General features: G+C 38.7%; 24 protein-coding genes. 13 read left to right on the top strand and 11 right to left on the bottom strand.

The window, feature by feature from the left end:
- Nucleotides 1–79: 79 nt before the first annotated feature.
- Nucleotides 80–889 carry a rhomboid family intramembrane serine protease gene (locus RFH42_RS09665; RefSeq protein WP_308975383.1) on the bottom strand — a complete coding sequence of 270 codons (810 nt, stop codon included), beginning with the start codon at nucleotides 887–889 and terminating at the stop codon, nucleotides 80–82.
- Nucleotides 890–970: 81 nt separating this feature from the next.
- Between RFH42_RS09665 and mtgA the strand changes: the two genes are divergently transcribed.
- The gene (gene mtgA, locus RFH42_RS09660) at nucleotides 971–1663 is read left to right on the top strand and encodes a monofunctional biosynthetic peptidoglycan transglycosylase (protein ID WP_308975382.1); all 693 of its coding nucleotides are present in this window, start codon (nucleotides 971–973) and stop codon (nucleotides 1661–1663) included.
- Nucleotides 1664–1755: 92 nt separating this feature from the next.
- Nucleotides 1756–3831 carry a polyphosphate kinase 1 gene (gene ppk1, locus RFH42_RS09655; protein ID WP_308975381.1) on the top strand — a complete coding sequence of 692 codons (2076 nt, stop codon included), beginning with the start codon at nucleotides 1756–1758 and terminating at the stop codon, nucleotides 3829–3831.
- Between the two features lie 67 nt (nucleotides 3832–3898).
- On the opposite strand, the gene RFH42_RS09650 is transcribed toward ppk1, so the two are convergent.
- From RFH42_RS09650 to RFH42_RS09635, 4 genes are all read right to left on the bottom strand, one after another.
- The gene (locus RFH42_RS09650) at nucleotides 3899–4753 is read right to left on the bottom strand and encodes an SPFH domain-containing protein (protein WP_308975380.1); all 855 of its coding nucleotides are present in this window, start codon (nucleotides 4751–4753) and stop codon (nucleotides 3899–3901) included.
- Nucleotides 4754–4803: 50 nt separating this feature from the next.
- Nucleotides 4804–5274 carry an NfeD family protein gene (locus tag RFH42_RS09645; RefSeq protein WP_308975379.1) on the bottom strand — a complete coding sequence of 157 codons (471 nt, stop codon included), beginning with the start codon at nucleotides 5272–5274 and terminating at the stop codon, nucleotides 4804–4806.
- A 147-nt stretch (nucleotides 5275–5421) separates the two neighbouring features.
- On the bottom strand, nucleotides 5422–6339 hold the full coding sequence (locus tag RFH42_RS09640; protein ID WP_308975378.1) for a patatin-like phospholipase family protein: 918 nt from the start codon (nucleotides 6337–6339) through the stop codon (nucleotides 5422–5424).
- Between the two features lie 65 nt (nucleotides 6340–6404).
- Nucleotides 6405–7031, bottom strand: a complete 627-nt coding sequence (locus RFH42_RS09635) for a lysophospholipid acyltransferase family protein (protein WP_308975377.1) — start codon at nucleotides 7029–7031, stop codon at nucleotides 6405–6407.
- 152 nt (nucleotides 7032–7183) lie between these two features.
- On the opposite strand from RFH42_RS09635, the gene RFH42_RS09630 reads away from it, so the two are divergent.
- The 4 genes from RFH42_RS09630 to RFH42_RS09615 all read left to right on the top strand — a co-directional run bounded on the left by RFH42_RS09630 (nucleotide 7184) and on the right by RFH42_RS09615 (nucleotide 12336).
- Entirely contained in the window at nucleotides 7184–8470 is a 1287-nt protein-coding gene (locus tag RFH42_RS09630; RefSeq protein ID WP_308975376.1) for an MFS transporter, read from the top strand.
- Nucleotides 8471–8601: 131 nt separating this feature from the next.
- Nucleotides 8602–10257, top strand: coding sequence for a phosphoethanolamine transferase (locus RFH42_RS09625; protein WP_308975375.1), 1656 nt, complete (start codon nucleotides 8602–8604; stop codon nucleotides 10255–10257).
- Between the two features lie 30 nt (nucleotides 10258–10287).
- A complete protein-coding gene (locus tag RFH42_RS09620; RefSeq protein WP_308975374.1) occupies nucleotides 10288–10953 on the top strand; it encodes a response regulator transcription factor in 666 nt (221 codons plus the stop codon).
- 36 nt (nucleotides 10954–10989) lie between these two features.
- A complete protein-coding gene (locus RFH42_RS09615) occupies nucleotides 10990–12336 on the top strand; it encodes an ATP-binding protein (RefSeq protein ID WP_308975373.1) in 1347 nt (448 codons plus the stop codon).
- A 33-nt stretch (nucleotides 12337–12369) separates the two neighbouring features.
- On the opposite strand, the gene RFH42_RS09610 is transcribed toward RFH42_RS09615, so the two are convergent.
- Nucleotides 12370–13146, bottom strand: coding sequence for a phosphatase PAP2 family protein (locus tag RFH42_RS09610; protein ID WP_308975372.1), 777 nt, complete (start codon nucleotides 13144–13146; stop codon nucleotides 12370–12372).
- A 349-nt stretch (nucleotides 13147–13495) separates the two neighbouring features.
- On the opposite strand from RFH42_RS09610, the gene RFH42_RS09605 reads away from it, so the two are divergent.
- Nucleotides 13496–14551 carry a DUF1176 domain-containing protein gene (locus RFH42_RS09605; RefSeq protein ID WP_308975371.1) on the top strand — a complete coding sequence of 352 codons (1056 nt, stop codon included), beginning with the start codon at nucleotides 13496–13498 and terminating at the stop codon, nucleotides 14549–14551.
- Between the two features lie 92 nt (nucleotides 14552–14643).
- On the opposite strand, the gene gatB is transcribed toward RFH42_RS09605, so the two are convergent.
- From gatB to gatC, 3 genes are read right to left on the bottom strand one after another with little or no spacing between them, the layout of a single operon-like run.
- Nucleotides 14644–16113 carry an Asp-tRNA(Asn)/Glu-tRNA(Gln) amidotransferase subunit GatB gene (gene gatB / locus RFH42_RS09600; protein WP_308975370.1) on the bottom strand — a complete coding sequence of 490 codons (1470 nt, stop codon included), beginning with the start codon at nucleotides 16111–16113 and terminating at the stop codon, nucleotides 14644–14646.
- Nucleotides 16113–17591 carry an Asp-tRNA(Asn)/Glu-tRNA(Gln) amidotransferase subunit GatA gene (gatA, locus tag RFH42_RS09595; RefSeq protein ID WP_308975369.1) on the bottom strand — a complete coding sequence of 493 codons (1479 nt, stop codon included), beginning with the start codon at nucleotides 17589–17591 and terminating at the stop codon, nucleotides 16113–16115. The genes gatB and gatA overlap by 1 nt, the downstream gene beginning before the upstream one ends.
- A 49-nt stretch (nucleotides 17592–17640) precedes the next feature.
- Complete coding sequence (gene gatC, locus RFH42_RS09590; protein WP_308975368.1) at nucleotides 17641–17955, bottom strand: Asp-tRNA(Asn)/Glu-tRNA(Gln) amidotransferase subunit GatC; 315 nt, start codon at nucleotides 17953–17955, stop codon at nucleotides 17641–17643.
- A gap of 134 nt (nucleotides 17956–18089) precedes the next feature.
- On the opposite strand from gatC, the gene RFH42_RS09585 reads away from it, so the two are divergent.
- The 6 genes from RFH42_RS09585 (at nucleotide 18090) to RFH42_RS09560 (ending at nucleotide 23020) form a co-directional block, all read left to right on the top strand.
- Nucleotides 18090–19133, top strand: coding sequence for a rod shape-determining protein (locus RFH42_RS09585; RefSeq protein WP_308975367.1), 1044 nt, complete (start codon nucleotides 18090–18092; stop codon nucleotides 19131–19133).
- A 31-nt stretch (nucleotides 19134–19164) separates the two neighbouring features.
- Entirely contained in the window at nucleotides 19165–20022 is an 858-nt protein-coding gene (mreC, locus tag RFH42_RS09580; protein ID WP_308975366.1) for a rod shape-determining protein MreC, read from the top strand.
- Nucleotides 20009–20506 carry a rod shape-determining protein MreD gene (gene mreD / locus RFH42_RS09575; protein ID WP_308975365.1) on the top strand — a complete coding sequence of 166 codons (498 nt, stop codon included), beginning with the start codon at nucleotides 20009–20011 and terminating at the stop codon, nucleotides 20504–20506. The genes mreC and mreD overlap by 14 nt, the downstream gene beginning before the upstream one ends.
- Nucleotides 20494–21063, top strand: a complete 570-nt coding sequence (locus RFH42_RS09570; RefSeq protein ID WP_308975364.1) for a Maf family protein — start codon at nucleotides 20494–20496, stop codon at nucleotides 21061–21063. Before mreD ends, RFH42_RS09570 begins: the two co-directional genes overlap by 13 nt.
- 199 nt (nucleotides 21064–21262) lie before the next feature.
- Nucleotides 21263–22717: a ribonuclease G gene (gene rng, locus RFH42_RS09565; RefSeq protein ID WP_308975363.1), complete on the top strand. Its 1455-nt coding sequence runs from the start codon at nucleotides 21263–21265 to the stop codon at nucleotides 22715–22717.
- 129 nt (nucleotides 22718–22846) lie between these two features.
- Nucleotides 22847–23020: a PA1571 family protein gene (locus RFH42_RS09560; protein WP_308975362.1), complete on the top strand. Its 174-nt coding sequence runs from the start codon at nucleotides 22847–22849 to the stop codon at nucleotides 23018–23020.
- Nucleotides 23021–23118: 98 nt separating this feature from the next.
- On the opposite strand, the gene RFH42_RS09555 is transcribed toward RFH42_RS09560, so the two are convergent.
- Both RFH42_RS09555 and RFH42_RS09550 read right to left on the bottom strand, forming a co-directional pair.
- Nucleotides 23119–24579 carry a WS/DGAT/MGAT family O-acyltransferase gene (locus RFH42_RS09555; protein WP_308975361.1) on the bottom strand — a complete coding sequence of 487 codons (1461 nt, stop codon included), beginning with the start codon at nucleotides 24577–24579 and terminating at the stop codon, nucleotides 23119–23121.
- Nucleotides 24580–24848: 269 nt separating this feature from the next.
- Nucleotides 24849–25580 (bottom strand): phosphoadenylyl-sulfate reductase, encoded by a 732-nt coding sequence (locus tag RFH42_RS09550; protein WP_308975360.1) that lies wholly within the window; start codon nucleotides 25578–25580, stop codon nucleotides 24849–24851.
- Nucleotide 25581 lies beyond the last annotated feature (1 nt).

Below are 25581 nucleotides of genomic sequence, written 5' to 3'. Positions count from 1 at the left end.
AATTTGGCCACAATAAAGTAGAGTGTTGGAAGTTGAACTTCAATGATTGATAAAGTGCTTGTCCCTTAGATAATAGCCATTATGAAAGAAGACCAATTTTATTGAGCATGACTGTCATAAGTTCATGCCAAAAGGGCGCAATGTTTTGTACTAAGCTTAGAGAATATAGGAAGAACGCATAACAAATCGCAGCTGCAATGATTAATAGTATGACTAAGAAAAGTTTATTGAGTTTAAAGTGCTCAATGGCATACCATGCAATCGCTAATATAGCGCCCATCAACATACCGCCAATATGCGCTGCATTATTAATCCCTGAAGTAAAGAAACCAAAGGCTAAGTTAATGCCCATAATCAACAATAAGGATTTTTTATCTAGTGCTAATTGTTGTCGAGCTAAACGAGGAAAGAAAGACAAAGCAGTCAGTGCGCCACCTATACCCATAACTGCGCCAGAAGCGCCAGCAGAGACCCGAGGAAAGAGATCTGGATCAAAATGTTTTAACATTTCAATACTGTTATAGATATCGATATAACCACTGAATAAACTGCCCATAATCCCTGCCAATAAATACAGACAAAGAAAATAGAAACGGCCAAAGGTATGTTCAGCTAAGTTACCAAAGACATAGAGCGCCCACATATTAAACATGAGGTGTGGAAAGCCAAAGTGAAAAAACATACTACTAAATAAACGAAAAGGTTCCTGTAAATAAGTTAAAGGTGCATAATCAGCGCCCCAACGTATAGCATCTGCTGTGCTGGGTGAGTTGGCATCGACACCAGTTAATATTTGCCAGACAAATAGGATAATATTGATGGCCATTAAGGTTAATGTAACTTTGGCCAATGGTGGTTTTACTGGCTGTACGTAGTATGTTTCTGCCATAACTCAAAATATAGTAATGTGGTCAATAGGATGAGCTTAACATGAAAACGCGTATTACTTGTTTCGGAGCAATCTAAATAAATGAAAGCTTTTATACTCAGAACGCTGTTGGTTTTATTGAGTATCGTGATCATGATACAGCTTTGGATATTTGGCAGTTTGGTTTGGTGGAGAACTCATCCTGTTGAAAACACAATGTTTATGCGCTTAAATTACTGGTCTGATTTTCAGCCAATCCAACATCAGTGGGTTGATTATGATCACATCAGTATCCATTTGAAACGCGGAGTTATTGCAGCAGAAGATGGTCGCTTTACTCAGCATCATGGTTTTGACTGGAGTGGTATTGAACAAGCGATGCAACGTAATCAGCAGCAAGAGCGTGTTGTTTCTGGTGGTTCAACAATTTCACAACAATTGGCCAAAAATCTATTTTTATATCCACGCCGTTCTTTTATCCGTAAGGGGCAAGAAAGTATTGCCACGGTTATGATGGAGAGAATGTGGTCAAAACAACGTATCTTAGAAGTGTATCTGAATGTTGTAGAATTCGGTGATCATCTTTATGGTGTAGAAGCTGCAGCACAGCATTATTTTTCTATTCCAGCGAGTAAAGTTAACCGAGAACAGGCTGCTTTTTTGATTGCTTTATTGCCAAGTCCCAAGTCGTTTCAAAAAGATCCTCATAATTCAAGATATCTAATTAAGCAGCGTCATATATTAAAATATATGAATAACAGTGTGTTGCCAAAAGAAAGTGACTCACAAATTTAAACAATTGTTTAATATTTGTACTCTTTTTTATGAAAATGTAATGCAATTGAAGCATACTAGATAGATAAAATTTTAAAGAAAAGGTGCGTGGCATGAACTCCGCAGTTGCAAATACAGCCGTAGAATACGCGTATAATGAACGTTATATTAACCGTGAGTTGTCAATTTTAGACTTTCATCTGCGAGTATTAGAGCAAGCGGTTGATCCGCTACATCCTTTGTTAGACCGCATGAATTTTTTGCTTATTTTTTCACGTAACATGGATGAGTTTTTTGAAATTCGTGTAGCAGGGTTAATGGAGCAACTTTCATTGGGCAATGAAAGTCGAAGTCCAGATGGTTTAACACCAAAACAAGTACTTGATTCTATTTCACAAACTGCACATGCTGCAATTGAACGTCAGTATCGTATTTTAAACGATGAAATCTTGCCAAAACTTCGTGAAGAAGACATTTGTTTCTTACGTCGAGGGGAGTTATCTCCGGCACAGTCTGCTTGGGTAAAAAAATATTTCCAAGAACAAGTAGCACCTGTGTTAACACCGATCAGCCTAGATCCAGCACACCCATTTCCACGTTTAGTTAATAAAAGTTTGAACTTTATTGTGACATTGGAAGGAAAAGATGCTTTTGGTCGACAAATTGATTTAGCGGTAGTACCAGCACCACGCTCATTACCTCGAGTTGTTCGTTTGCCTGATGAATTGACTGAAGGCAAAGAGCATTTTGTTATGCTTTCAGCAATTATTCATGAGCATGTTTCAGACTTATTTCCTGGTATGACGGCAACCGGATGTTACCAATTCCGTGTTACACGTAATGCCGATTTAGCTTTGGATGAAGATGTTGAAGATTTAGCGAAAGCGCTTAAAGGTGAGTTAAATTCACGCCGCTTCGGTCGAGCTGTACGTTTGGAAGTGACTGAAAATTGTCCTGAGCATATTTATCAATATTTATTGAATAAGTTTCACTTAAATCATGATCAGCTTTATAAAGTGGATGGGCCTGTTAACTTAGCTCGTTTGGTTTCGGATTTTAAGCGTCCTCATTTACGTTACGATTCACATACACCAGCAATTCCTAAGGTTTTGAAAAAGTCTGAGAGCATTTTCTCAGCCATGCAAAAACAAGATATATTGTTACATCATCCGTTTGAATCTTTTGCACCAGTAATTAATTTATTACGTGAAGCAGCCCGAGATCCACAGGTGCTTGCAATTAAGCAAACGCTATATCGTAGTGGTGCTGATTCTGAAATTGTACAGATTTTGGCAGAAGCAGCGCGAAATGGTAAAGAAGTAACAGCAGTTATTGAGTTGCGTGCGCGTTTTGATGAAGAATCAAATATTGCTGTGGCAAATGTATTACAAGAAGCTGGTGCGGTAGTGGTATATGGCATTGTGGGTTATAAAACACATGCCAAAATGATCTTGGTTGTGCGCCGTGAGAATAATAAGTTAGTTCGTTATGTGCATTTGGGGACTGGTAATTACCATGCAGGTAATGCGCGTATTTACACCGATTATGGATTATTGACCACAGAAAAAGAGCTTTGCGAAGATGTACATCGTATTTTTCAAGAGCTCACTGGTATGGGTAAAATGGCGAAGCTTAAAAAACTTCTACACGCACCTTTTACCTTGCATGCTCAGTTAATTAACTATATCGATGAAGAAATTGCGAATGCTCAAGCAGGTAAACCAGCGCATATTATTATTAAAGTGAATGCTCTTACTGAAGTGCAGTTAATTAATAAATTGTATGAAGCATCTCAGGCGGGTGTGCAAATTGATTTAATTATTCGTTCAATTTGTTGTTTACGCCCTGGTTTACCGAATTTATCTGAGAATATTCGTGTGCGTTCCATTGTCGGGCGCTTCCTTGAACATACTCGTGTTTATTATTTTAGTAATAATAACAATCCACGTATTTATTGTTCGAGTGCGGATTGGATGGATCGAAACTTGTTTAGCCGAGTGGAAGCGTGCTTCCCAATTGAAGATCCTGCATTGAAAAAACGCATTTATGAGCAAGGTTTATATACATATTTGCAAGACAATCAGCAGGCTTGGTTATTACAAGCAGATGGTGTGTGGAAACGTATTGAAGCACAGGAAAATGAAGCACCACATAATGCACAGCAGTTGTTAACTGCGGCTATTGTGTAAGGTATTTAGACATAAAAAATTGCCTCTCATGAGGCAATTTTTTATCTGACTTAACAGTGTTTAGTGTTTAAGAACCACGTCCCATCACACCACGAATGGTATTCATAACGTCAGCAGGTAAGACAACGGTCTTCGCATTGCTTGATTTCGCCATTTCTTGCATAGACTTAATATATTGTTCACCGAGTAGATAAGCCACTGGAATTTCTTTATCGCCAACAGCCGATGTCACCATCTCAATTGCTTTTTGTGATGCTTCAGCAAGAACAACTTGCGCTTCTGCATCACGACGAGATGCTTCTAAACGACCATCTGCTTCTAAAATTGCAGCTTGTTTTTCACCATCTGCACGAGTAACCGTTGCACGGCGTTGACGTTCAGCAGCCGCTTGTGCTTCCATCGCTGATTGCATGGTATTAGAGGGTTGAATATCTTGAATTTCAACTGTTTTAAGGGTAATTCCCCAATCCGAAATATCATCAGAAATTGCAGCTTTGAGTTTTGCTTTAATATGGTCTCGTGAAGAAAGTGCATCATCAAGATCCATTTCACCGACAATTGAACGCAATGAAGTTTGTACTAAATTTTGGATGGCCCAAGTATAGTTCTCAATACCATATACCGCTTTTTCAGGCGTAGTTAAGTTGATGTATGCGACAGCATTCATTAAAAGTACAGCATTATCACGAGTAATGACTTCTTGTGAAGGAATGTCTAAGACAATATCTTTAGTGGTAACTTTATAAGCAACCTCATCAATATAGGGAATAACAAAGTTTAGACCAGGACTTAAGGTGACATGGTACTTACCTAAACGTTGTACAATCCATTTATAGCCTTGAGGAACAATACGAACCCCTTTAAAAATGGTTGTAGCTACAAAGACTAAAAATACAACCGCAATAATTGAGCCAAAACTCATAAGTATACCTCTCTTAAATTTCTAATATTAAAGTTTTAAAGTTGTCATGCTTAGAGTACAGATGAAGTTTGGTATGGTTTAATGACCAGATCATTACCAGAAATGTCGGTAACGACAACACGATCACCAACTTGGACAGACTGTAAACTACGGCAATTCCATTCATCTGCACCAAGTACAGGTAGTGTAAAACGTACACGTACCTGATCATGCATTAGGCCAATCTGAATAACGATGCCCACTTGACCAATAGTTGCCTCACGCGGTAGACCAGCCTTAGTTTTATCAACGGAAAGGGGTTTAATCAGCTTAAACCATAGTACGGTACAGCCAATAGATAAAATAATCCAAATCCAAATTTGTACTGCAAAACTCATTTGAGGAAATAAAAGGACAATGATGCCAACAATAAGTGCAGCTAGGCCAAACCAAAGTGCGGCAAACATGGGCAGAATAAGTTCTAATAACATGAGCGCAACGCCCAATACGAACCAATGCCACGGTTCAAAAATAAAGTTCATACAACTACTCGTGATTGATGTCGATTGTCATTTTTGCTGAAGTGTAATGATACTCATCCAATGTAGCAGATCGCTGGCGACCTGCCTATCATGGTGATACAAATAACAAATATTATTCGTTCTTAGATATTCATCGACATCATTTTATTAGAGTTTAGCTTTGGGTGCTGGCTGAAAGGCTGCTGGTGATTTCTTGAATTGAGCAATTTTAGCTTGAATCGCAGTGATTTTTAATTGCGCTGCTTTTTCTCCTTCAAGAATTGCTTGATTACTTGAACTTAGATCGAGCACGCCCAAATGTCCAACTTTAGGTTGAATCGCGATATCAGCTTGTGAAAGCTCTGATTGAATACTTTGTTGTCCCATAATATTAATGGTTTGATCAAGAAGTCCCCACATGCTCGTGGTTTGTTTCCCAGAAGGGCGAGCTGAAATATCAACGGCAATGACGATATCAGCCCCCATATTTCGTGCAGTTTGTACTGGAATTGGGCTAACTAAACCTCCATCTACATACTGTACGCCGCCAATTGTTGCAGGAACAAAGACATTAGGAATACTACATGAGGCACGTACTGCTTGGCCTACATTACCATGGTTGAATTCAGTTTTTTTACCAGTATCAAGTCGTGTTGCAACAGCAGCAAATCGAATTGGAAATTTTTCCATTGGTTTATTACCGACATTACGATTCACATAATCTTGCAGTTTTTGACCTACAACAAAGCCCTGACTGCTTAGAGTTAGGTCACGTAGGTCGGACTCTTTAAGCTGAATAGCAAGTTGTTGCATTTGATAGGGAGTTTTACCACTGGCATAAATACTACCCACAAAACTTCCTGCACTTGTTCCTGTTACAATTTTGGGTTTAATTCCATGTGACTCAAGAACTTTAAGTACTCCAATGTGAGAAAACCCTTTGGCACCGCCACCACCTAAAGCAACAGCAATGACAGGATCTCGTGCAGCAACTTGGCTGGTTTGAGTTGGTTTTTTCACAGTTTTATCACAGGCAACTAATGCCAGACTGAACATTGCAATCAGTCCTAGTCGTTTCATTTGCATTATTGAGTTTACATCACAAGAATAGTGCCGAATATATCAACAGAATCATTCAATATTATCTAGTTTTATTTACTCAATTTTTGTAAAGGTGAAGATAGATTATGCTGATGCTTGGCTGAAAATTGCCCTTGATATATGTTCAGAATTTTTTCTAAGTCCTGATCATAATCTCCGGTCGTTGTGTAAACACCCAAACATCGTATGGTTTTGGCCTGATAGTCAAATGCAAATAAAACAATGGGTAATTGAGCAGCATGTGCTATATGGTAAAAACCGCTTTTAATTTTACTGGCTTGTTTGCGTGTTCCTTCGGGAGCTAGGCCAATCCAAATTTTATCTTGCTGATTAATTTTTTCTACAATTTGTTGCGTCAGTCCTTGAGAAGCCTCGCGATTAACTGGAATTACACCCATCCACTCAAATAAGGGTTTGAGCGGTGTCTTAAATAAACTATCTTTACCGAAAATAGTGAGTTTTAAACCAAGACCTAACATGGCGAGAAAACCAAACCAGCCATCATAATTTGATGTATGAGGGGCAATAATTGCAACAGCTTTGGCTAAATTGGGAAATTCACCTTGAAAGCTCCATCCTTGCTTTAAGTAAAGTTGTTGGAAGCAACGGCGACTGACTGGGTTACCACGTTGAGGAACAAGTACTGGTAAATCTGGAAATAACTTTAACTTTGGCATTGTTTTTTTAACTTCACTGTAATTTATCCTTTTACATTTTTATTAAAACCTAACATTGACCAAAGATAAATAAAATCCTGATTAAACATCAAAAAAATTTCTATTTAATCCGTTATATTGGGCAGCATAACCAGTGATGGAATTTATTATTGATGTTGCTCCCAGCAAGGCAAACCTATTTACTCTTATTTAGTCTGTATTGGGCGCAAGGTCTACCTGTGGGATTTATGACACACGCTTTGCCTGTGATTTTAAGGTCACAAGGAGTATCACTTGCTCATATTGGTGGTTTTGGTGTTTTAATGGCACCTTGGGCATTAAAAGTATTTTGGGCACCTTATTTAGATCGCTATGGGCATCAAAATATTGAAAGCTACCGTTATTGGGCACTTGTGACACAAGCGTTGACGGTGGTTGTTTTAGTTATTCTGTCTTTCTTTCCGATTCATGTATTAGATCAACCCGTTTATTTGGTCATATTTTTCATTTTTTTACTCTTAATGAATATATTGGGTGCAACTCAAGATATCGCAACAGATGCCTTAGCCGTTAACTTACTTAAACCCAAACAACAACATTGGGGAAATTTTTTTCAAGTTGTAGGCTCTCGTTTAGGCTTTATTGTTGGTGGTGGCGTTATTTTATGGTTGATGGATTTATTGTATTGGCAAGGCACATTTATTTTACTGGCGATATTGGTTGCGATTAATCGTTTGCCCATTTGGAAAACCCAGCTGGGTGCAAGCGTAAAATTTTTAAAAGTAAAACAATCACAATCTGATTTTTCACACTCAACTTCATTGAAACAGCAATTTAAAAATTATTTTAGGTATTTTACTAAAAACAAGGAACTACGGATTTGGTTAGTCGTTTTGATTACGATTAAAGTCACAGATGGTTTATCTGGAGCTATATTAAAGCCATTAATGGTCGATATAGGGTTGAGTTTCAGTCAAATCGGTATTTATGTCACTATGCTCGGGGCGATGGCTGCGTTATTGGGTGCTGCATTCGCAAGTTATTTGTTAAAGTATTTAAGCCGATCATATGCATTATTATTTTTTACCCTGTTAAAGCTGGCTAGTTTAGCTGTCTTTGCCTTTATTGCGCGTTGTTATGAGCAGGGATATATAATCACTACGTGGTGGATCTATTTAGCAAATGCTTTAGAAGATATGTTTGCTGCGATGCAGCTTTTGATTATGTTAACACTGGTAATGCAGTATAGCCGCCAACAATATGCAGGCACAGATTTTAGTTTTCAGGTTTCGGTTATGGCCTTTGTCAGTGGTGCTTTATATAGTTTGAGCGGCTTGTTTGCAGAGCGATTAGGTTATAGTGACTATTTATTTTGTGTGCTTGTACTAGGGGGCGTCTTACTGTGGCCGATAATATCTTGGATAAAAAAAGCAACCCCAAAGTACAGTGATGTGGATTGAGACTTAACTCATTGTTTTATATGTTAAAAAAATAATTATTTAATGAGTGAGAAAATAAATTACATAAATGTTAAGTTCTTTTTAAGTTTTTGTTTATACATTATATCGGTCATATTGGATCGCTAGCGGAAATGCAAAAAATTATTGAAAAAATCAGATTAAATCGTATTGAACTCTCCGTCACTATGTTGAGTTTTTTGACTGCACTTTGGATAGGAGTATTTCTTAATCTGGCTTTTTTAAGAAAGATATATGAACTCACACCATATTCAGGGTTTAAATCTGGTCTTTTTGTTGCAGCGACCGCTTGTGTATTAATTGCTTTATATCATTTAATTTTCCAATTTTTAAATTGGAAATGGACAATTAAAGTTGTTGGTGTTTTGCTTTTGGTCATTGGTGGATTTAGTGCTTACTTTGTTAGTTCATTAGGTGTATTAATTTCACCAGAGCAAGTGCAAAATATGATGCAAACCGATGTAGCTGAAGCAACGGATTTAATGTCATTACGTATTGTTATATGGGCAGTACTGATGGTTGCTTTACCTGTAATATTGCTTTGTTGGGTCAAAATTAAACCTGAAAAAGCCTCTGCATTATTATTGAAAAAGGTCATTAATATTTTTGCTTCTGCGGCTATTATTGCAGGCCTACTTTTTGTTTTCTATGTTGATTATGCTGCTATTTTTAGAGAAAACCGCTCAATTAAGGGCATGATTTCTCCTCAGAATGCTATTGCTTCAACCTTCTCTTACTTTCATAAAAAAGCACCGAAGAAAAATTTGCCAGTCATGGTATATGGTGCAGATGCACATATGGATGCACCAAAGTCGACTTCAGAATTACCTAAATTGATGGTTTTAGTGGTTGGTGAAACTGCACGTGCAGAAAGTTTTTCTTTAAATGGGTATGCGAAGAACACCAATCCAGAGCTATCTAAACAACCTGATTTGGTTAATTTTAAACAGGTCAGTTCTTGTGGTACAGCAACTGCTGTTTCAGTCCCTTGTATGTTTTCTGGTATGCCGCGTAAACAATATGATGAAAATGTAGCAAGTCAGCGTGAAGGTTTATTAGATATCGCACAGCGTGCAGGGTATAAAGTAACTTGGATTAATAATAACTCTGGTTGTAAAGGGGTGTGTAACCGAGTTGAGCAATACCAAATTCCTGTTGAGATACAGAAAAAATGGTGCGCGGATGGAGAATGTAAAGATGGTGTTTTGAATGATGCATTGGCTGCATATATTGCACAAATTCCTAAAGATGATCGTCAACCACGCTTGATCGTCTTACACCAAATGGGAAGTCATGGGCCTGCATATTACAAACGACCATTGGAGCAATATCAAACCTTTAAACCAAGCTGTGATACCAATGCAATTCAAGGCTGTAGTCGAGAGCAGTTGATTAATGTGTATGACAACACAATTGTCTATACCGATCATGTATTGAATCAAGTGATTGAGTTACTAAAAAAACAAACTAATTATCGTACTGGTTTTTGGTATGTGTCTGATCATGGTGAATCAACTGGTGAGTCTGGTATGTATTTACATGGCGCACCTTATGCCATGGCCCCTAGTCAACAGACACATGTGCCTATGATGATGTGGTTTTCGCCAGCATGGAAAAATGCTGCACCAGCACAAATTAACTGTCTCAAGAGTGTGACAAACCAAAACCTAAGTCATGATAATTTATTTCCAAGTTTGCTTAAGTTATTAGATGTCAACTCTAAAACGATTGATGAAAACTATAATATATTGCATCAATGTGCTGCATAGCACATCTTGTGGGAAGATGAGGGGATACTCATGAAGATTTTGATGATCGAAGATGATTTTATGATCGCAGAGTCGACCATGACGCTATTGCATTTATATGAGTTTGAGGTGCAATGGGTGAATAATGGTATAGACGGATTAAAGAGTTTAGCACAACAGGATTTCGACTTAATTTTGCTAGATTTGGGGTTGCCATTAATGGATGGTATGCAAGTCTTAAAACAAATTAGGCAAAAGTCAAACACTCCTGTATTGATTATTTCTGCTCGTGATCAGTTGGAAAATCGGGTGAATGGTTTAAATCAGGGTGCTGATGATTATCTAATCAAGCCATATGAGTTTGAAGAGCTATTGGCTAGAATCAATGCATTATTACGTCGCTCAGGTCGAGCAGAACATGATGAGCAAACTCAACATAAATTATGTAGTGGTGAGATTGAGCTTGATATCAGCTTACATCAAGCCACTCGTGCTGGTCAGGTTGTTGAGCTTTCGAAAAGAGAGTGGGCAATATTGGTTCCTTTAATGAGTTATCCTAAAAAAATATTTTCTAAAACAGATTTGGAAGATAAACTCTACGATGTAGAGAGTGAAATTAACAGCAATACCATAGAAGTTTATATTCATCATCTACGATCAAAATTAGGTAAAGATTTTATTCGTACTATTCGTGGTGTTGGCTACCGTTTAGGTTAAGGCCAACCCTGATTTAGATAAACTTTTAGGTTGGCGATGATTAAAAATAACTCTCTTAAAAAACGCTTAACCATTTTTTTAGCTATCTTTAATTTATTGTTAGTTGTTGTGTTGAGTGCTGCGGCCTATCGTATGTCATTGCATGAAATTAATGAAATTTTAGATTCCCAAATGAGCTATATTGCTGGGCGTATCGCGACTAATGCGCATCCTTTACAAAGTGTATTTGATCCACATAAAGATTATCAGGAAGAAGATCTTTTTGTGGACATTTGGCCTTATGCTGATCAGACAAATTTAAAACATAATCAACATTTATTGGTTGGACCTAAAGAAACCAAAGGTTTTTACCCACATACCAATGAATATGGTGACTGGATTGTTTATGTTTATCCAACAACACAATACCAAATTCAGATTAGCCAACAATTAAAAGTACGTAAGATGCTTGCTATGGAATTAGCTTTTGGTATGTTTCTCCCTTATTTATTGGTCTTTCCCCTCGCGTTATGGGTATTAATTTGGATTATTCGCCATGGTTTTAAACCATTAGAGGATTTTAAGTCAGAATTGGCACAGCGTAGTTCAGATGATCTTTCTCCTTTTAACGTAGAACATTATCCAAGTGAGCTTGCCCCAACAATTATCGAAATGAATCAATTGTTTGAACGTATTTATAGTACACAGCAAGAGCAAAAACAGTTTATTGCCGATGCAGCACATGAATTACGTACACCCATTACTGCATTAAATCTACAGACTAAAATTTTATTAAGTGAATTTCCAGAAGATCGTAATCTCAAAAATTTAAGTATGGGACTTGCTCGAATTAAACATTTGGTGGTTCAGTTATTGGCCCTTGCTAAGCAAGATGCGACACCTAATTTAGAAGAGCACTATAGACGATTAAGTTTAAATGAGGTTGCCGTACATTGTATTGAGCAGTTAATGAACTTTGCGATGGATAAAGAAATTGATATGGGTTTTTTAATTAATAAACCTATTGAAATTACCAGTATTGAGCATTCACTACATTCTATTATTTATAATCTGTTAGATAATGCGATCAAATATAGTCCAAGAGGAGGCATAATTAATGTTTCCATTGACCAACTTGATTCGCAACATGCCAGACTGATGATTGAAGACAATGGTGCTGGTTTAGAGCCTGAGCAATACGATAAAGTTTTAAAGCGTTTTTACCGTATAAATCATCATTTAGAGGTTGGGAGTGGTTTAGGCTTGTCTATTGTGGATCGTGCAGTTCAACAGTTAGGTGGGACGATTCAGTTTACACGTAGTCAAGAATTAAAAGGATTATGTGTCATAGTGATTTTACCTATCAATATGACACCGATTGTAGAGAAATTCATTCGACATTAACTGTATAACTGAGTTATCAATTATTTCAGCGTTTTATTGCATGGGATTATGCTTTTTTGAACGATGAAATAAGTTTACTAAACGATCTGAACTAAGATTTAAGTGAGGGTGATCGTTCATTGATGTACTACTAAGTTTTTCTGGAAACTTATAAGCCAATACTGCGAAAACAACACTATTGAATGCATAAATAAACCAAGCAGTCCATAAGTTATGACTGAGAAAGTGTTGGCCGCGCATCATTTGTCCCCAACCTAAAATAAAACCAATGCCAAGTCCAAACATGAGAAACATTTTTGCGCGTTTATGTTGACTTAATCTATATACAAAAAAACCACTTATAAGTGCAAAGCCAGTACTTGCGTGTCCACCAGGAAAGCACTGTCCATCTGTTGCGGAAAAGTCCCAAATAAATCCTGTTGAACTGTTTTTTAACATATGAATTGGGCATGCATGACTTGATTGAGATTTAATGAAGCCGATAAGGGCTGTTGATAACGAGCTCATTAAAAACATATAGCCATAAAGAAAACGTTGTGATTTTAGTTTTTCAATAAAAAAAGATAAGATCCATAAAAATAAGAAACAGGCATAAATGACAATGAGAACATATTTGAAAATATCATGATTCCAATAGTTCAAATACCAATTATCATTTAAATAAAACTGTCCTGCAGAATTGATCCAAGGGCGTATTAAGAATTGATCAATTTTGCCTCCAATTGGGAGTAAAAAGGTCAAAATGGCAAAACTGCTCAGTAAAATGGTGGCATCATGCTGTATGAGATGCTTAGAAGAGAATGAATTCATGATGCCGTTGAGATGGATTAGAATAGTACAAATTTCATCATCGTAGTCTTAAATAATGCTTAATTTATTGTTTACTGATGTACGTTATTTTAGTGTGTTTTGTAGTGATTTGAATTTAATCAAAAATTAAAATCAAACGAGGGTATTCTCCCTAAGAAATGAGCAGATGAAAGCCTTTTTAAGTGGGTAGAAGCGTACTTATAAAACTATAAAAAGTCATGATCGAGCGTTTATTTGATTTGAGGATGGGCTCATATAACAGCATGAATAATATTTCATGGTGATGGTAATTTTAAATCATATTCGATTAGGATACTCAAATAGCTTGAGTAAAATATCAGGATTTGAAATGAAGTATAAAGCATCATGCAGTCTGGGTTTGAGTATGTTGCTCCTATCAAGTGTTGTTACAGCAAAAGGTTTACAAGGGATTGAATTTCATCATCATGATTGGGAGATGGTGTGCAGTAATACCGGTACTTGTCAGGCAGCGGGCTATCAAGAGGACAATGGAGAGCAACCGGTTTCAATTTTATTGACACGTAAAGCAGGTGCGAATCAAGCGGTACGGGGTGAAGTGGCGATTGGTGATTATGAGGGAGAACTTAAAGCAAATCAGTTGAAAAACATTGAATTATATGTCAATGATCGATCTTATGGTTTGATTCAAGGTGACTTTAATCAAAGTGCGACACTAGCATTGAGTAAAACACAAGTGAATGCCATTTTGCAGCAGAGTAAGCAAGATGCACAAATTGTATTTAAAAACCAATATCTTAATGCACAGGTATCAAGTAAGGGCATGACTGCAGTTTTACTCAAAATGGATGAGTTTCAACATAGAGTCGGGACCATAGGGGCACTGATTAAGAAAGGTCCAGAAAATGAGTCTAAGGTTTTAGCTGCGCAGCCCATGCTTGTGGTTAAGCAGGTACACACGGCCAAGCAAGCCACTCGGGTACTCAAAGCAGATCATCCAGACTTTGCTAAACTCAAACAACGCTTACTGGCCGTAATGCCAGCACAAGAGCGTGAGTATTGTGATGGCGCGTATTTAGAAGATAATGAGCGCGATATTGAGCTGTATTCTTTGGGCAATAAGCGGCAATTGGCCTTGATGTTGTGTTGGCGTGGTGCTTATAACGAGGGACTTGGAGCATGGCTACTTGATGATCGGCAAGGACAAAAAACGCAGTTTATTACCAATCAAGCATCTGAATTTGATCAAGGTGAACTTTATGGTTCACAAAAAGGGCGTGGACTAGGAGACTGCTGGGTGAGCTATCAGTGGATTTGGGATGGACAGAACATGGTGCAAACCCTAGACCGCTGGACTGGTATGTGTCGTATGATTGCTGCTGGTGGTGCTTGGGAGCTCGATAAAATCGAAACCGTTGTTAAGTAGTTGAGTTAGGAATTTGATAGACAGACAAAAAAGTGAGGGCGATTGCCCTCACTTTTTTTCATACTGCAAGTATGCGTAAGCGAGTCTAGCGCTTAGCCTAACAATTGTTTCATCAATTGGTTAACTTGAGCAGGGTTTGCCTTACCACGAGAGGCTTTCATGACTTGGCCGACCAAGCCATTAAAGGCTTTTTCTTTACCAGATTTGTATTCTTCAACCATTTTTTCATTGGCTGCTAATACTTCTTTGATAATCGCTTCAATTGCACCAGTATCTGTCTCTTGCTTTAAGCCTTTTTCAGCAATAATGCTGTCAGCTGATTGACCTGCAGATTCCCACATAAAGCCAAAGACTTGCTTCGCAATTTTACCGCTAATGGTATTGTCGATAATACGGGCAACCATACCACCTAATTGTTCTGCAGATACAGGAGAGTCAGTAATTTCAAGACCAGCCTTGTTGAGGGCGCCTGAAAACTCACCCATAACCCAGTTTGCTGCAATTTTTGCATGTGCAGCACCACCAGAAGTCGCTACTACAGTCTCGTAGAAATCTGCCATTTCACGTGAAAGTGTTAGTACATGGGCATCATATTCAGAGATGCCATATTCACTGATAAAACGTGCACGACGTGCAACAGGAAGTTCTGGAAGTTCTGCACGGATGCGTTCAATTTGCTCATCAGAAATAATTACTGGCAAAAGATCTGGGTCTGGGAAGTAGCGGTAATCATTTGCTTCTTCCTTAGAACGCATAGAGCGTGTTTCCATTTTGTTCGGGTCGAACAAACGCGTTTCTTGAGTGATACTACCACCAGACTCTAAAATATCCATTTGACGCTCAATCTCAACATTGATTGCACGCTCAATAAAACGGAATGAGTTGATGTTTTTCAATTCACAGCGAGTACCAAATTCATCCCCAGGGCGACGTAAAGATACGTTACAGTCACAGCGGAAAGAACCTTCAGCCATGTTACCATCTGAGATGCCTAACCAGCGCACAAGGCCATGAATGGCTTTTACATAGGCAACAGCTTCTTCGACAGAACGCATATCAGGTTCAGAAACGATCTCAAGTAAAGGCGTTCCTGCACGGTTTAAATCGATACCTGTCATACCAGCAAAGTCTTCATGTAAAGACTTACCTGCATCTTCTTCTAAGTGCGCACGGGTAATACCAATACGTTTGCTGCTTCCATCATCAAGCTGGATGTCAATATGACCCAAACCAACAATAGGATTGTCCATTTGGCTGATCTGGTAGCCTTTTGGTGAATCTGGATAAAAATAGTTTTTACGAGCAAATACTGAAGCTTTATCAATATAAGCATCTACACCAAGACCAAAACGAATGGCAAGGTCCACAACAGCTTTGTTGAGTACTGGAAGTACACCTGGCATAGCCAAGTCAACAAGACAGGCTTGTGTGTTTGGATCTTGACCAAACTCAGTTGAAGCACCTGAAAAAATCTTAGTGTTTGTCATGAGTTGAGTATGAATTTCTAAACCAATAACAACTTCCCAGCCATCAATCAATTTAGATTTTTGCGCTTCAGCCATTATGCATTCTCCTCAGCAATTGCCGCACGTTGTGTATGCCAATCAGTGTGTTGTTGGTATTGATGCACAATCGATAGTAATTGTGATTCAGACCAGTAGTTACCAATAAGTTGTAAGCCGACTGGAAGTTGATTTTGATCAAAACCAACAGGTGCATTAATTGCAGGTAAACCAGCAAGGTTAACAGCAATGGTATAAATATCACCAAGGTACATTTCAACTGGGTCTAAAGATGCACCAATTTTGTAGGCTGTGGTTGGTGCAGAGGGTGCAGCAATAACATCAACATCGGCGAATGCTTTGAGAAAATCTTGCTGAATTAAACGACGTACTTTTTGAGCTTTAACGTAGTATGCATCATAGTAACCTGCAGAAAGTGCATATGTACCAATGAGGATACGGCGTTGTACTTCTGCACCAAAACCTTCAGAACGTGAACGGTTGTATAGATCAAGCAAGTTACTTGGGTTTTCACAGCGGTAGCCATAACGTACACCATCATAACGAGAGAGGTTTGAAGATGCTTCAGCAGGCGCAATCAGATAGTAAGTTGGAACGTAACTTTCTACCATATTTAGATCGATTTCAACTAAGATTGCACCGAGTTGTTCGAGTTGTTGTAAAGAGGCCTCAACACGTGCTTTAACTTCTGCATCTAGACCAGCAACATTAAAATATTGCTTTGGAATACCAATACGTAAACCTTTGAGAGATGTTGCATTGAGCTGCCCAACATAGTCATCTACTGCACGATCTATTGAAGTTGAGTCTTTTTCATCATGTCCTGCCATCGTGTTCATGAGGAATGCACAATCTTCTGCTGAACGGGCCATTGGTCCTGCTTGATCTAGCGATGAAGCAAAGGCCACAATCCCAAAACGAGAAACACGACCGTAAGTTGGCTTTAAGCCAGTAAGACCACAAAAAGAAGCGGGTTGGCGGATTGAACCACCTGTATCTGTACCTGTTGCAAATGGTGCAAGATCAGCAGCAACTACAGCAGCAGAGCCACCTGAAGAGCCACCAGGTACATGTTCAAGGTTCCAAGGGTTACGGGTTGCACCATAATACGAACTTTCAGAGGTTGAGCCCATTGCGAACTCATCCATGTTCACTTTACCTAGAGTCACGAGCCCTGCTTGTTTTGCTTTACTGACCACAGTTGCATCATAAGGGGAGATAAAGTTATCCAACATTTTTGAACCTGCTGAGGTACGAATACCTTGGGTACAAAAAATATCTTTGTGTGCAAGAGGGATACCTGTGAGTTGAGTTGCTTGACCTGCTTTGCGTGCTGCATCTGCAGCATCAGCTTCAAGTAGTGCTTGTTCAGGGGTAACCGTTACATAGGATTTGACTTGTGTATCAATGCGTGCAATACGGTTTAAGTAATGTTGCGTTAATTCACGAGAAGAGAATTGTGAATTAGCTAAGCCTTCAGCCATTTCACGTATAGATAAGCGATGAAAATCAGTCATGAGTAAATTCTTTAGGTTTAAATGTAAAAATAAGTTAGTTGGCCTAATTTTATTCAATTACACGTGGAACAAGATATAAACCTTGTTGAACAGCAGGGGCAACAGCTTGATATTCATCACGATGGTTAGTTTCAATTACCCGATCTTCGCGTAAAGGTTGGGCATGGTCAAAAGGACTTTTCAAAGGTTCTACACCTTCAGTGTCGATACTTTTTAAATGCTCCATCATTGCCAAGATTTTATTTAAACTCTGTGCATATTCAGTAGATTGTGTATCATCTAAAGTTAACCGAGCAAGCTTGGCAATATTTGAAACATTTTGTGCATTTAATTGTGCAGAATGCTGTACATCTGGTGTTGACATAACATCTCACCTAATCAGTTTTAAAAAAAATCAAAATATCATGCCTTATGATAAGCGATTGACTTGTTCAAAGCATCACATTTAGTTAAAGTTGCCATCTTGCGTCTATATAAAAGTTTAACTGGGAAAGACCCGTGATTCTAAAACGACTAATTGGCCTGTTTTCGCCAGATCTTGCGATTGACTTAGGTACTGCTAATACGCTCATTTATGCACCAGGACGGGGCATTATTCTAAACGAACCTACTGTGGTAGCTATTCGCCATAGTGGTTCACAAAAAATAGTTGCGGCTGTAGGTTTAGACGCTAAGCAAATGCTTGGGCGTACACCTGCTAATATCTCAGCTATTCGTCCTATGAAAGATGGTGTGATTGCAGACTTTGAAGTGACTGAAACAATGCTGAACCAATTTATTGGTAAAGTACATGAAAAAAGATTGTTTCCACCTGCACCACGTGTTGTTGTTTGCGTTCCATGCAAATCGACCTTGGTTGAGCGCCGCGCTATTCGTGAAGCCGTATTTAATGCTGGCGCACGTGATGTACGTTTAATTGAAGAACCAATGGCCGCTGCAATTGGTGCTGGTATGCCAGTTGAGCAAGCATGTGGTTCAATGGTTGTTGATATTGGTGGTGGTACGACTGAAATTGCAATTATTTCTTTGCAAGGTTGTGTTTATGCCGATTCACTGCGTATTGGTGGTGATGTATTTGATGAACAGATCATCTATTACGTACGTAAGGCACATGGTTGCGTAATTGGTGAAACAACTGCTGAAACCATCAAAAAAGAAGTGGGTATGGCAATTGCAGATAGCGATAACGTTCTTGAAATTGAAGTGCGTGGACGTAATTTGGCAGAAGGTGTACCTCGCGCAATTACCGTAACTTCTGAGGAAGTCACACAAGCAATTACTGATCCGTTACAAAGTATCGTGAGTGCGGTTAAATCAGCATTAGAGCAAACACCACCAGAGTTGTCTTCTGATATTGCTGAGCGTGGTATTGTCTTAACTGGTGGCGGCGCATTGCTACGTAATCTAGATAAGTTACTTTCTCAAGAAACCGGTTTGCCTGTTGTTGTAGCAGAAGATCCACTTTCTTGTGTGACGCGTGGCGGTGGTAAAGTATTAGAGTTCTTTGATAATCCAAACCACGATATGTTATTTGTTGGATAAGTTTAGTAATTAGATCAGCTGAGGCGGTGCGGTGCAACCCAATCTTTTTTCAAGACAACCGCCATCTTTTCGCTCTTTTATCATTGCGGTCATCACATGTTTTGTTGTGCTATTTTTTAATTGGCGCATGCCTCATGTGATTCAACCAGCAAGGGATGTTTTGTATGCTGCATATAATCCAATTTATGTACTTGCAAGCTACCCAGTGTTATCGAAAGAATGGCTAAACCAACAGACTAAATCTGAAGCACAATTGCGTCGTGAAAATACAGCGATGCAGGCTGAGTTGCTTCAAGCGAAAGTGCGTCTACAAAAACTGTCCGAATTATCTGCTGAAAACACACGTTTACGCGGATTATTAGATACGCCATTAATTATTGATGGTCGTATGGAGATCGCAGAAGTCATTGGTACTGACGCAGATCCTTTACGGCATATCATTGTGATTAACCGCGGTGCAAATAGTCAATTGAAAGTGGGGCAAACTGTGCTCGATGATCAGGGGATTATGGGGCAAATTATTAATGTGTTCCCACATAGTAGCCGAGTCATGTTGTTATCAGACAAAGAGCATTCGTTATCTGTACGGCTAGAACGTTCAGGTATGCGTGCAATTGTTTCTGGAACAGGAGATCTAGGTCGACTGAAAATGGAATACGTACCAACAAGCGCCAATATCAAAGTGGGGGATAAAGTGATTAGTTCTGGTTTAGGACAGCATTTTCCTGCAGGATATTTGGTTGGAACTGTGTCTAAAATCCAACGGCATACCTCTGGTGAGTTTGCGAGTATTGAGGTCGTTCCTGCTGCACAGTTGGCTGGTGGACATCATGTAGTGGTATTATTTTCTGATTCATTGGCGATGGAGCAGCCTTATGCAGATCGCTAAAAAACTACCTTCAAATACACAGCGCAAAGATCCTTTTTTGATTATTGTGTTTAGTGTTGTGCTTGCATCAGTTTTGGTGGTCTATCCTCTAAATTATTCTGTTGCAGCATGGCGCCCTTTGTTTATGTTGTTGGTGGTTTTATTTTGGAGTTTATGCCAGCCAGTATGGTGTGGTGTATGGTTTGCTTTTGCGACTGGGCTATATACCGATTTGCTTTTGGATGCGCCATTAGGTCTTAATGCGTTGAGCTATGTTCTCATCGTTTTTATTTCACGTTATTTTATTCGTGAAAAACGTATTTTGACCTTTCTTAATCTTTGGCTTATCGTTGCAATCGCCTGTTTTGCGCATATTACTTTTATACATGTTGCCCAAGTGATGGGTGGAATACCTTTTTCGATGACTCGACATTGGATGCCTTTGTTGAGTAGTTTATTATTTTGGCCAGTTTTATATTATTTATTAAAAAGATGGCGAGTTTAATTTTAGCGTCGGGTTCGGCGCGACGCCGTGAATTATTACAACAATTGGGCTTAGACTTTCAGGTGTTAAGTCCAGATATAGATGAGTCGTTGTATGAAAATGAGTCTATTGCAGACTATGTACAACGGCTTTCTAGACAAAAAGCTCAGGTTGTTTTAGCACAGCACCCTGAGGCTGTTGTGATTGCTGCCGATACAAGTGTCTCAATTTTAGGTCAAATTTTAGGAAAGCCTTTAGATCGTGAACATGCATTTGCCATGTGGTCGATGCTATCTGGTACAACACATGAAATATATAGTGGTGTGTCCATCGCTTCTTATGCAGAACAAAGTACAATCGTTGTAAAGACACAAGTTGAGTTCCAAGTATTGAGTCAAGCAGATATGGAATACTATTGGAATAGTGGCGAACCTGTTGGTAAGGCCGGTGCTTATGCTATTCAAGGGATTGCAGCGCAATTTATTCCTCGTATTGTTGGAAGTTATAGTAATGTTGTCGGTTTACCCCTACACGAAACTGTTCAATTGCTGAAAAAATTTAATATATTGAGATCATAGGCCTCAGCCTTTGCTTAGGAAATGGGTGAAGGGAGGTGAAATAAGATGAGTAAGATGGTTGGAATGAGAAAGATGGAATAACAACGCAAGAAATGCAAGATGAAGAGGGAAGCAATGTGTCCGCATTGTTCTGAGCATATGTTGTTATTGTAGATATTCTCAAATACTTGAAAAGATTTTTTGTTATTTGAGTTTTATTATGTCTGATGAATTGTTGATCAATGTCACTCCGATGGAATGTCGTGTGGCTTTGGTTGAAAATGGGACCGTAAACGAGTTGTTTGTTGAGCGTAGTGTAAAACGCGGATTGGTTGGCAATATTTATAAAGCCAAAGTGGTTCGTGTTTTACCAGGTATGCAAGCAGCCTTTGTTGATATTGGTTTATCTCGCACAGCATTTTTACATATTAATGATATGGTATGGCCGAGAAATCAACCCACACCCAATGTTTATGAGCTTTTGCAGCCAGGACAAATTCTGACTGTACAGGTGATGAAGGATATGTTGGGTACTAAAGGGGCTCGTCTCAGTACCGATCTCTCTATTCCGTCACGTTATTTGGTTCTGATGCCTTTTGGTAATTATATTGGTGTTTCTCAGCGTATTGAGTCTGAGGCCGAACGTGAGCGTCTACGTGGAATTATTGAAAAGATTCAGCTTGAACATCAATTGCCAGGTAGTGTAATTGTACGCACTGCTGCAGAAGGGGTTGATGAGGCCGCGATTGCTCGAGATATGTGTTATTTGGCTAAGCTTTGGGAATACATTCAGAAAAAGCAGCGAAGCATTGTTGTTCCTTCACTTATATTTGAAGAACTTCCTTTACCACAGCGTGTCATTCGTGACTTAGTAAGTGAAAAGACAGCTAAAATTTATGTAGATTCACGTGAAATTCATGCAAAATTACAAGATTTTGTTCGTGAATTTGTTCCTACTGCGGAATCACGATTATTTCATTATCCTGGTGAACGCCCAATCTTTGATTTATATAACGTAGAAGAAGATGTGCAAAAGGCACTACAAACACGTGTTGCATTGAAATCTGGCGGTTATTTAATGATTGATCAGACAGAAGCTATGACCACGATTGATGTAAACACGGGGTCATATGTTGGTGGGCGTAGTCTAGAAGATACCGTTTTTAAAACGAATATGGAAGCAACACAGGTTATTGCTCGTCAGTTACGACTGCGTAATTTGGGTGGCATTATTATTATTGATTTTATTGACATGCAAGAAGCTTCACATCGCGATGATGTATTAACTCAATTTGAAAAAATGCTTGAACGTGATCATGCCAAAACCAAAATTACGCAGGTTTCGGAATTGGGCTTAGTTGAAATGACACGTAAGCGAACTCGCGAATCCTTAGAGCATTTGTTATGTGAGTCTTGTCCAACTTGTCAGGGACGAGGTTATGTGAAAACAGCAGAGACAGTATGTTACGAAATCTTTCGAGAGATATTAAGATATGCTCGTGCATTTGAATCTCAGAGTGGCTTTACTGTTATTGCTCACCCACAGGTAATTGATCGCTTACTTACAGGGGAAGCTGCTGCAGTCGCTGATTTAGAACATTTTATTGACCGTGTTATCAAATTTCAGGTAGAAAATCTTTATACGCAAGAGCAATATGATGTCATTCTTTCGTGAAATTGTAACGAGTTATCGCTTAATCCTTGTTACAACTGAAATTTTACATTGACTGGCGTTTTTACAATACTAGTCTCAGTGAATAGCCATAGACACATCTGATTATTTGTCTTAGCAAGAGAGGTCAAAATGAATATAGCTGAAAATGTAGTTGTACGTGAAGGTCGTTGCATGGTTGAGCCGCAAAAGCAAGATACATGTGTAATGTTAGATGATAACGGTCAAGAGGTTAATATTACGAAGGATATGGTAGTGAGTGTCTGTCAGGAGCTACTCAATCAATGCCGTAATATTCAAAGTTAAGGGGCTTAAAAATCGCCCCTTAATTTATTGTGTTTGAATTTTTATTATCTTCTTTCAAATAATAATAAATTAAATCCAAGTCATAAGAATATTCAATTCTAATGTAAACCTACAGGTCGTTGGGTTATTTCATTGTCACTCGTCACCTTATTCTGTGCTTGTAGTACTTTCGCAACCGATGTGCTTGTACGATCTTTAAGATGCTCTTGTCGTGTAACTTTTTCAAATCTTTGAATTTCTTCTTCAAGGAAATTGAGTAGGTTTTGCATTTTAGGCAATGCATGACGACAACCTGTTAGACCGACTTCAAGCTTATCTTGATAACTGGTCATCGTAATATTCAGTGCTTGGCCATCGAGTACGATTGATGCAGGGTAAAGGGCTTCTAAACGGGCACCATTCCAATACAAAGGTTCCTTAGGACCAGGCACATTTGAAATAACAATGTTAAAGGATTGGCGGTTAGGTAATGCACCTGTCAGGATGTTAAACCCTGCAGGGCCATAAACAAGCGCACTATAATTCAAAATTTGCAGTGGAGTCATGCGTTTGAAACGCTGTTTGGCATTTTGCATACTGCGTTGAATAATTTCTAGGCGTTCTAATGGGTCGTCTTTATGTGTGCCAAGATTTGCTAAAATCATGGTAATACGGTTACTTACATCCGAATCATCATCACGTATAGATGCAGGAACCATTGCAATTAATGGTTTTTTCGGAAGAGCATCTTGGCTGAGCAGATATTCACGCAGCGCACCAGAACAAATTGCCAACACGACATCATTGAGCGTTACCTGTAATGATTTGCTTATCTCTTTTAAACGGCTTAATTCAAAAGATTGCGCGGCAAAACGTCTAGACGAACTTACACGCTGGTTGAGTATAGAGGACGGTGCTTGAAAGCTTGAAATATAATCTGGATTTTTTCCTCTTTCTTTTGCGAGCGCATGAAAGAGTTCTTCGACCACTTTTGGTGTTGCATCTATTTGGCTTTTGATTCCACCCATTATTTTTTTTATACGACTGATATTGGCGCCTTTCTTTTGTTTGGAAGAGGCTGTTTGTTCAACACACCAAGGTGGCAAAATGTGTTGGTCATTTGGATTGGTAGAAAATGACTTTTGCACTAAACGCATGCCTGCAATACCATCTACAACCGAATGGTGAATCTTAAAATACATGGCAAAACGATTGTCTTCGAGCCCTTCAATGATCTGGCAACTCCACATTGGTTTAGCCCGGTCAATGAGGGTACTATGTTCTTGTGAAACATAAACAAGCAGTTCTCTTATACGACCCGGTTTTGGTAGGGCGATATGGCGGAAGTGGTGATCAATATCAAACTGTTGATCTTCATCCCAAAATAACCCATTCAGATAGTTATTGAAAGGAGCGACTGGAGATGTCTTGCTATTACGTATATCAGAAACTAAATCTTGAATAAAAGTTGCTGGAGCATGTTCAGGAATTTTAAATAAGAATAAAACGCCGACATGCATTGGTTGTTGCCGTTTTTCTAAAGATAGAAATATAAAATCAATTGGATGTAAGGGGCGCATAGTTGTGTGTAGCCTCACTGCTTAATGTCTATAACAGCTCTTGTCTGAGTGTTAGTCTTTTTTAGTATTATCAGATGACATAAATAGGTATAACACTAACCTTAAAACTAAGGCGAATGATGGTTGGTTAATTGATCGAGGGTGATTCATATGATTAGCTTGAAAGATCAACTAATTGTTTTCTATGATATAGAAATCACCCTACGTTGTGAAGAACTATCATGTGAGAAAGCTTAAACTGCGTAGTATATTGTCAAGTAATTTGTATATTACTTTAAATTTCCAGCATGTAGTCCACATTCTTTATGTGTAGCTTCTTCCCACCACCAGCGCCCTTCACGTTCATGTTGTTGTGGGAGTACGGGGCGGGTGCAAGGTTCACAGCCAATAGAGATATAGCCGCGTTCATGCAGTTTATTGTATGGTACTTCCATCATGCGAATGTAATTCCATACATCGGCACTGCTCCAATTGGCAAGTGGATTGTATTTGATGAGCGTTTTATCTGGTGTAGAAAAACCATCATCTGTTTGAATGACAGGAATACTATTTCGCGTACCTGGGCTTTGATCTTTACGTTGTCCTGTGATCCAAGCATCTAAAGTAGAAAGTTTATTTCTGAGCGGTTGAACTTTTCGTATACCACAGCATTGTTGATGGCCATCTTGAAAAAAGCTAAAAAGTCCTTTTTCTTGTACGAAAGATTGTACGGCTTCTGCTTCTGGAAAACAGATTTCAATATCAATTTTATAATGTTGACGTACTTGTTCAATAAATTGATAAGTTTCAGGATGCAAACGACCAGTGTCTAGACTAAAGACACGAAAAGGACGACCTAGTTGTGATGCAATATCAATGAGAACCACATCTTCAGCACCTGAAAATGAGATAGCAATATCTTGATGCTGACTGAGTGCTAAGGCCATGATGTCTTGAGCTGACTGGTCTTGGTATTCCAATGCCTGTGCAGTGATAAAATCGGTAGTTGGAATTTGAGTCATG

The sequence above is a fragment of the Acinetobacter rudis genome, assembly GCF_031157835.1.
Classification (GTDB): domain Bacteria; phylum Pseudomonadota; class Gammaproteobacteria; order Pseudomonadales; family Moraxellaceae; genus Acinetobacter; species Acinetobacter rudis_A.
Note: the sequence above shows the minus strand (reverse complement) of the source record. Positions and strands in the feature narration are given on the sequence as shown.

Bases quoted from the DNA above. Each gene is read 5' to 3' on its own strand.
- RFH42_RS09560 (WP_308975362.1), top strand. From the start codon at position 22,847: ATGAATATAGCTGAAAATGTAGTTGTACGTGAAGGTCGTTGCATGGTT.
- RFH42_RS09630 (WP_308975376.1), top strand. From the start codon at position 7,184: ATGTTGCTCCCAGCAAGGCAAACCTATTTACTCTTATTTAGTCTGTAT.
- RFH42_RS09635 (WP_308975377.1), bottom strand. From the start codon at position 7,031: ATGCCAAAGTTAAAGTTATTTCCAGATTTACCAGTACTTGTTCCTCAA.
- RFH42_RS09605 (WP_308975371.1), top strand. From the start codon at position 13,496: ATGAAGTATAAAGCATCATGCAGTCTGGGTTTGAGTATGTTGCTCCTA.
- RFH42_RS09570 (WP_308975364.1), top strand. From the start codon at position 20,494: ATGGCGAGTTTAATTTTAGCGTCGGGTTCGGCGCGACGCCGTGAATTA.
- RFH42_RS09610 (WP_308975372.1), bottom strand. From the start codon at position 13,146: ATGAATTCATTCTCTTCTAAGCATCTCATACAGCATGATGCCACCATT.
- rng (WP_308975363.1), top strand. From the start codon at position 21,263: ATGTCTGATGAATTGTTGATCAATGTCACTCCGATGGAATGTCGTGTG.
- RFH42_RS09665 (WP_308975383.1), bottom strand. From the start codon at position 889: ATGGCAGAAACATACTACGTACAGCCAGTAAAACCACCATTGGCCAAA.
- RFH42_RS09555 (WP_308975361.1), bottom strand. From the start codon at position 24,579: ATGCGCCCCTTACATCCAATTGATTTTATATTTCTATCTTTAGAAAAA.
- gatC (WP_308975368.1), bottom strand. From the start codon at position 17,955: ATGTCAACACCAGATGTACAGCATTCTGCACAATTAAATGCACAAAAT.
- ppk1 (WP_308975381.1), top strand. From the start codon at position 1,756: ATGAACTCCGCAGTTGCAAATACAGCCGTAGAATACGCGTATAATGAA.
- RFH42_RS09615 (WP_308975373.1), top strand. From the start codon at position 10,990: ATGATTAAAAATAACTCTCTTAAAAAACGCTTAACCATTTTTTTAGCT.
- RFH42_RS09620 (WP_308975374.1), top strand. From the start codon at position 10,288: ATGAAGATTTTGATGATCGAAGATGATTTTATGATCGCAGAGTCGACC.
- RFH42_RS09650 (WP_308975380.1), bottom strand. From the start codon at position 4,753: ATGAGTTTTGGCTCAATTATTGCGGTTGTATTTTTAGTCTTTGTAGCT.
- RFH42_RS09550 (WP_308975360.1), bottom strand. From the start codon at position 25,580: ATGACTCAAATTCCAACTACCGATTTTATCACTGCACAGGCATTGGAA.
- RFH42_RS09640 (WP_308975378.1), bottom strand. From the start codon at position 6,339: ATGCAAATGAAACGACTAGGACTGATTGCAATGTTCAGTCTGGCATTA.
- RFH42_RS09625 (WP_308975375.1), top strand. From the start codon at position 8,602: ATGCAAAAAATTATTGAAAAAATCAGATTAAATCGTATTGAACTCTCC.
- RFH42_RS09645 (WP_308975379.1), bottom strand. From the start codon at position 5,274: ATGAACTTTATTTTTGAACCGTGGCATTGGTTCGTATTGGGCGTTGCG.
- mreD (WP_308975365.1), top strand. From the start codon at position 20,009: ATGCAGATCGCTAAAAAACTACCTTCAAATACACAGCGCAAAGATCCT.
- gatA (WP_308975369.1), bottom strand. From the start codon at position 17,591: ATGACTGATTTTCATCGCTTATCTATACGTGAAATGGCTGAAGGCTTA.
- mtgA (WP_308975382.1), top strand. From the start codon at position 971: ATGAAAGCTTTTATACTCAGAACGCTGTTGGTTTTATTGAGTATCGTG.
- gatB (WP_308975370.1), bottom strand. From the start codon at position 16,113: ATGGCTGAAGCGCAAAAATCTAAATTGATTGATGGCTGGGAAGTTGTT.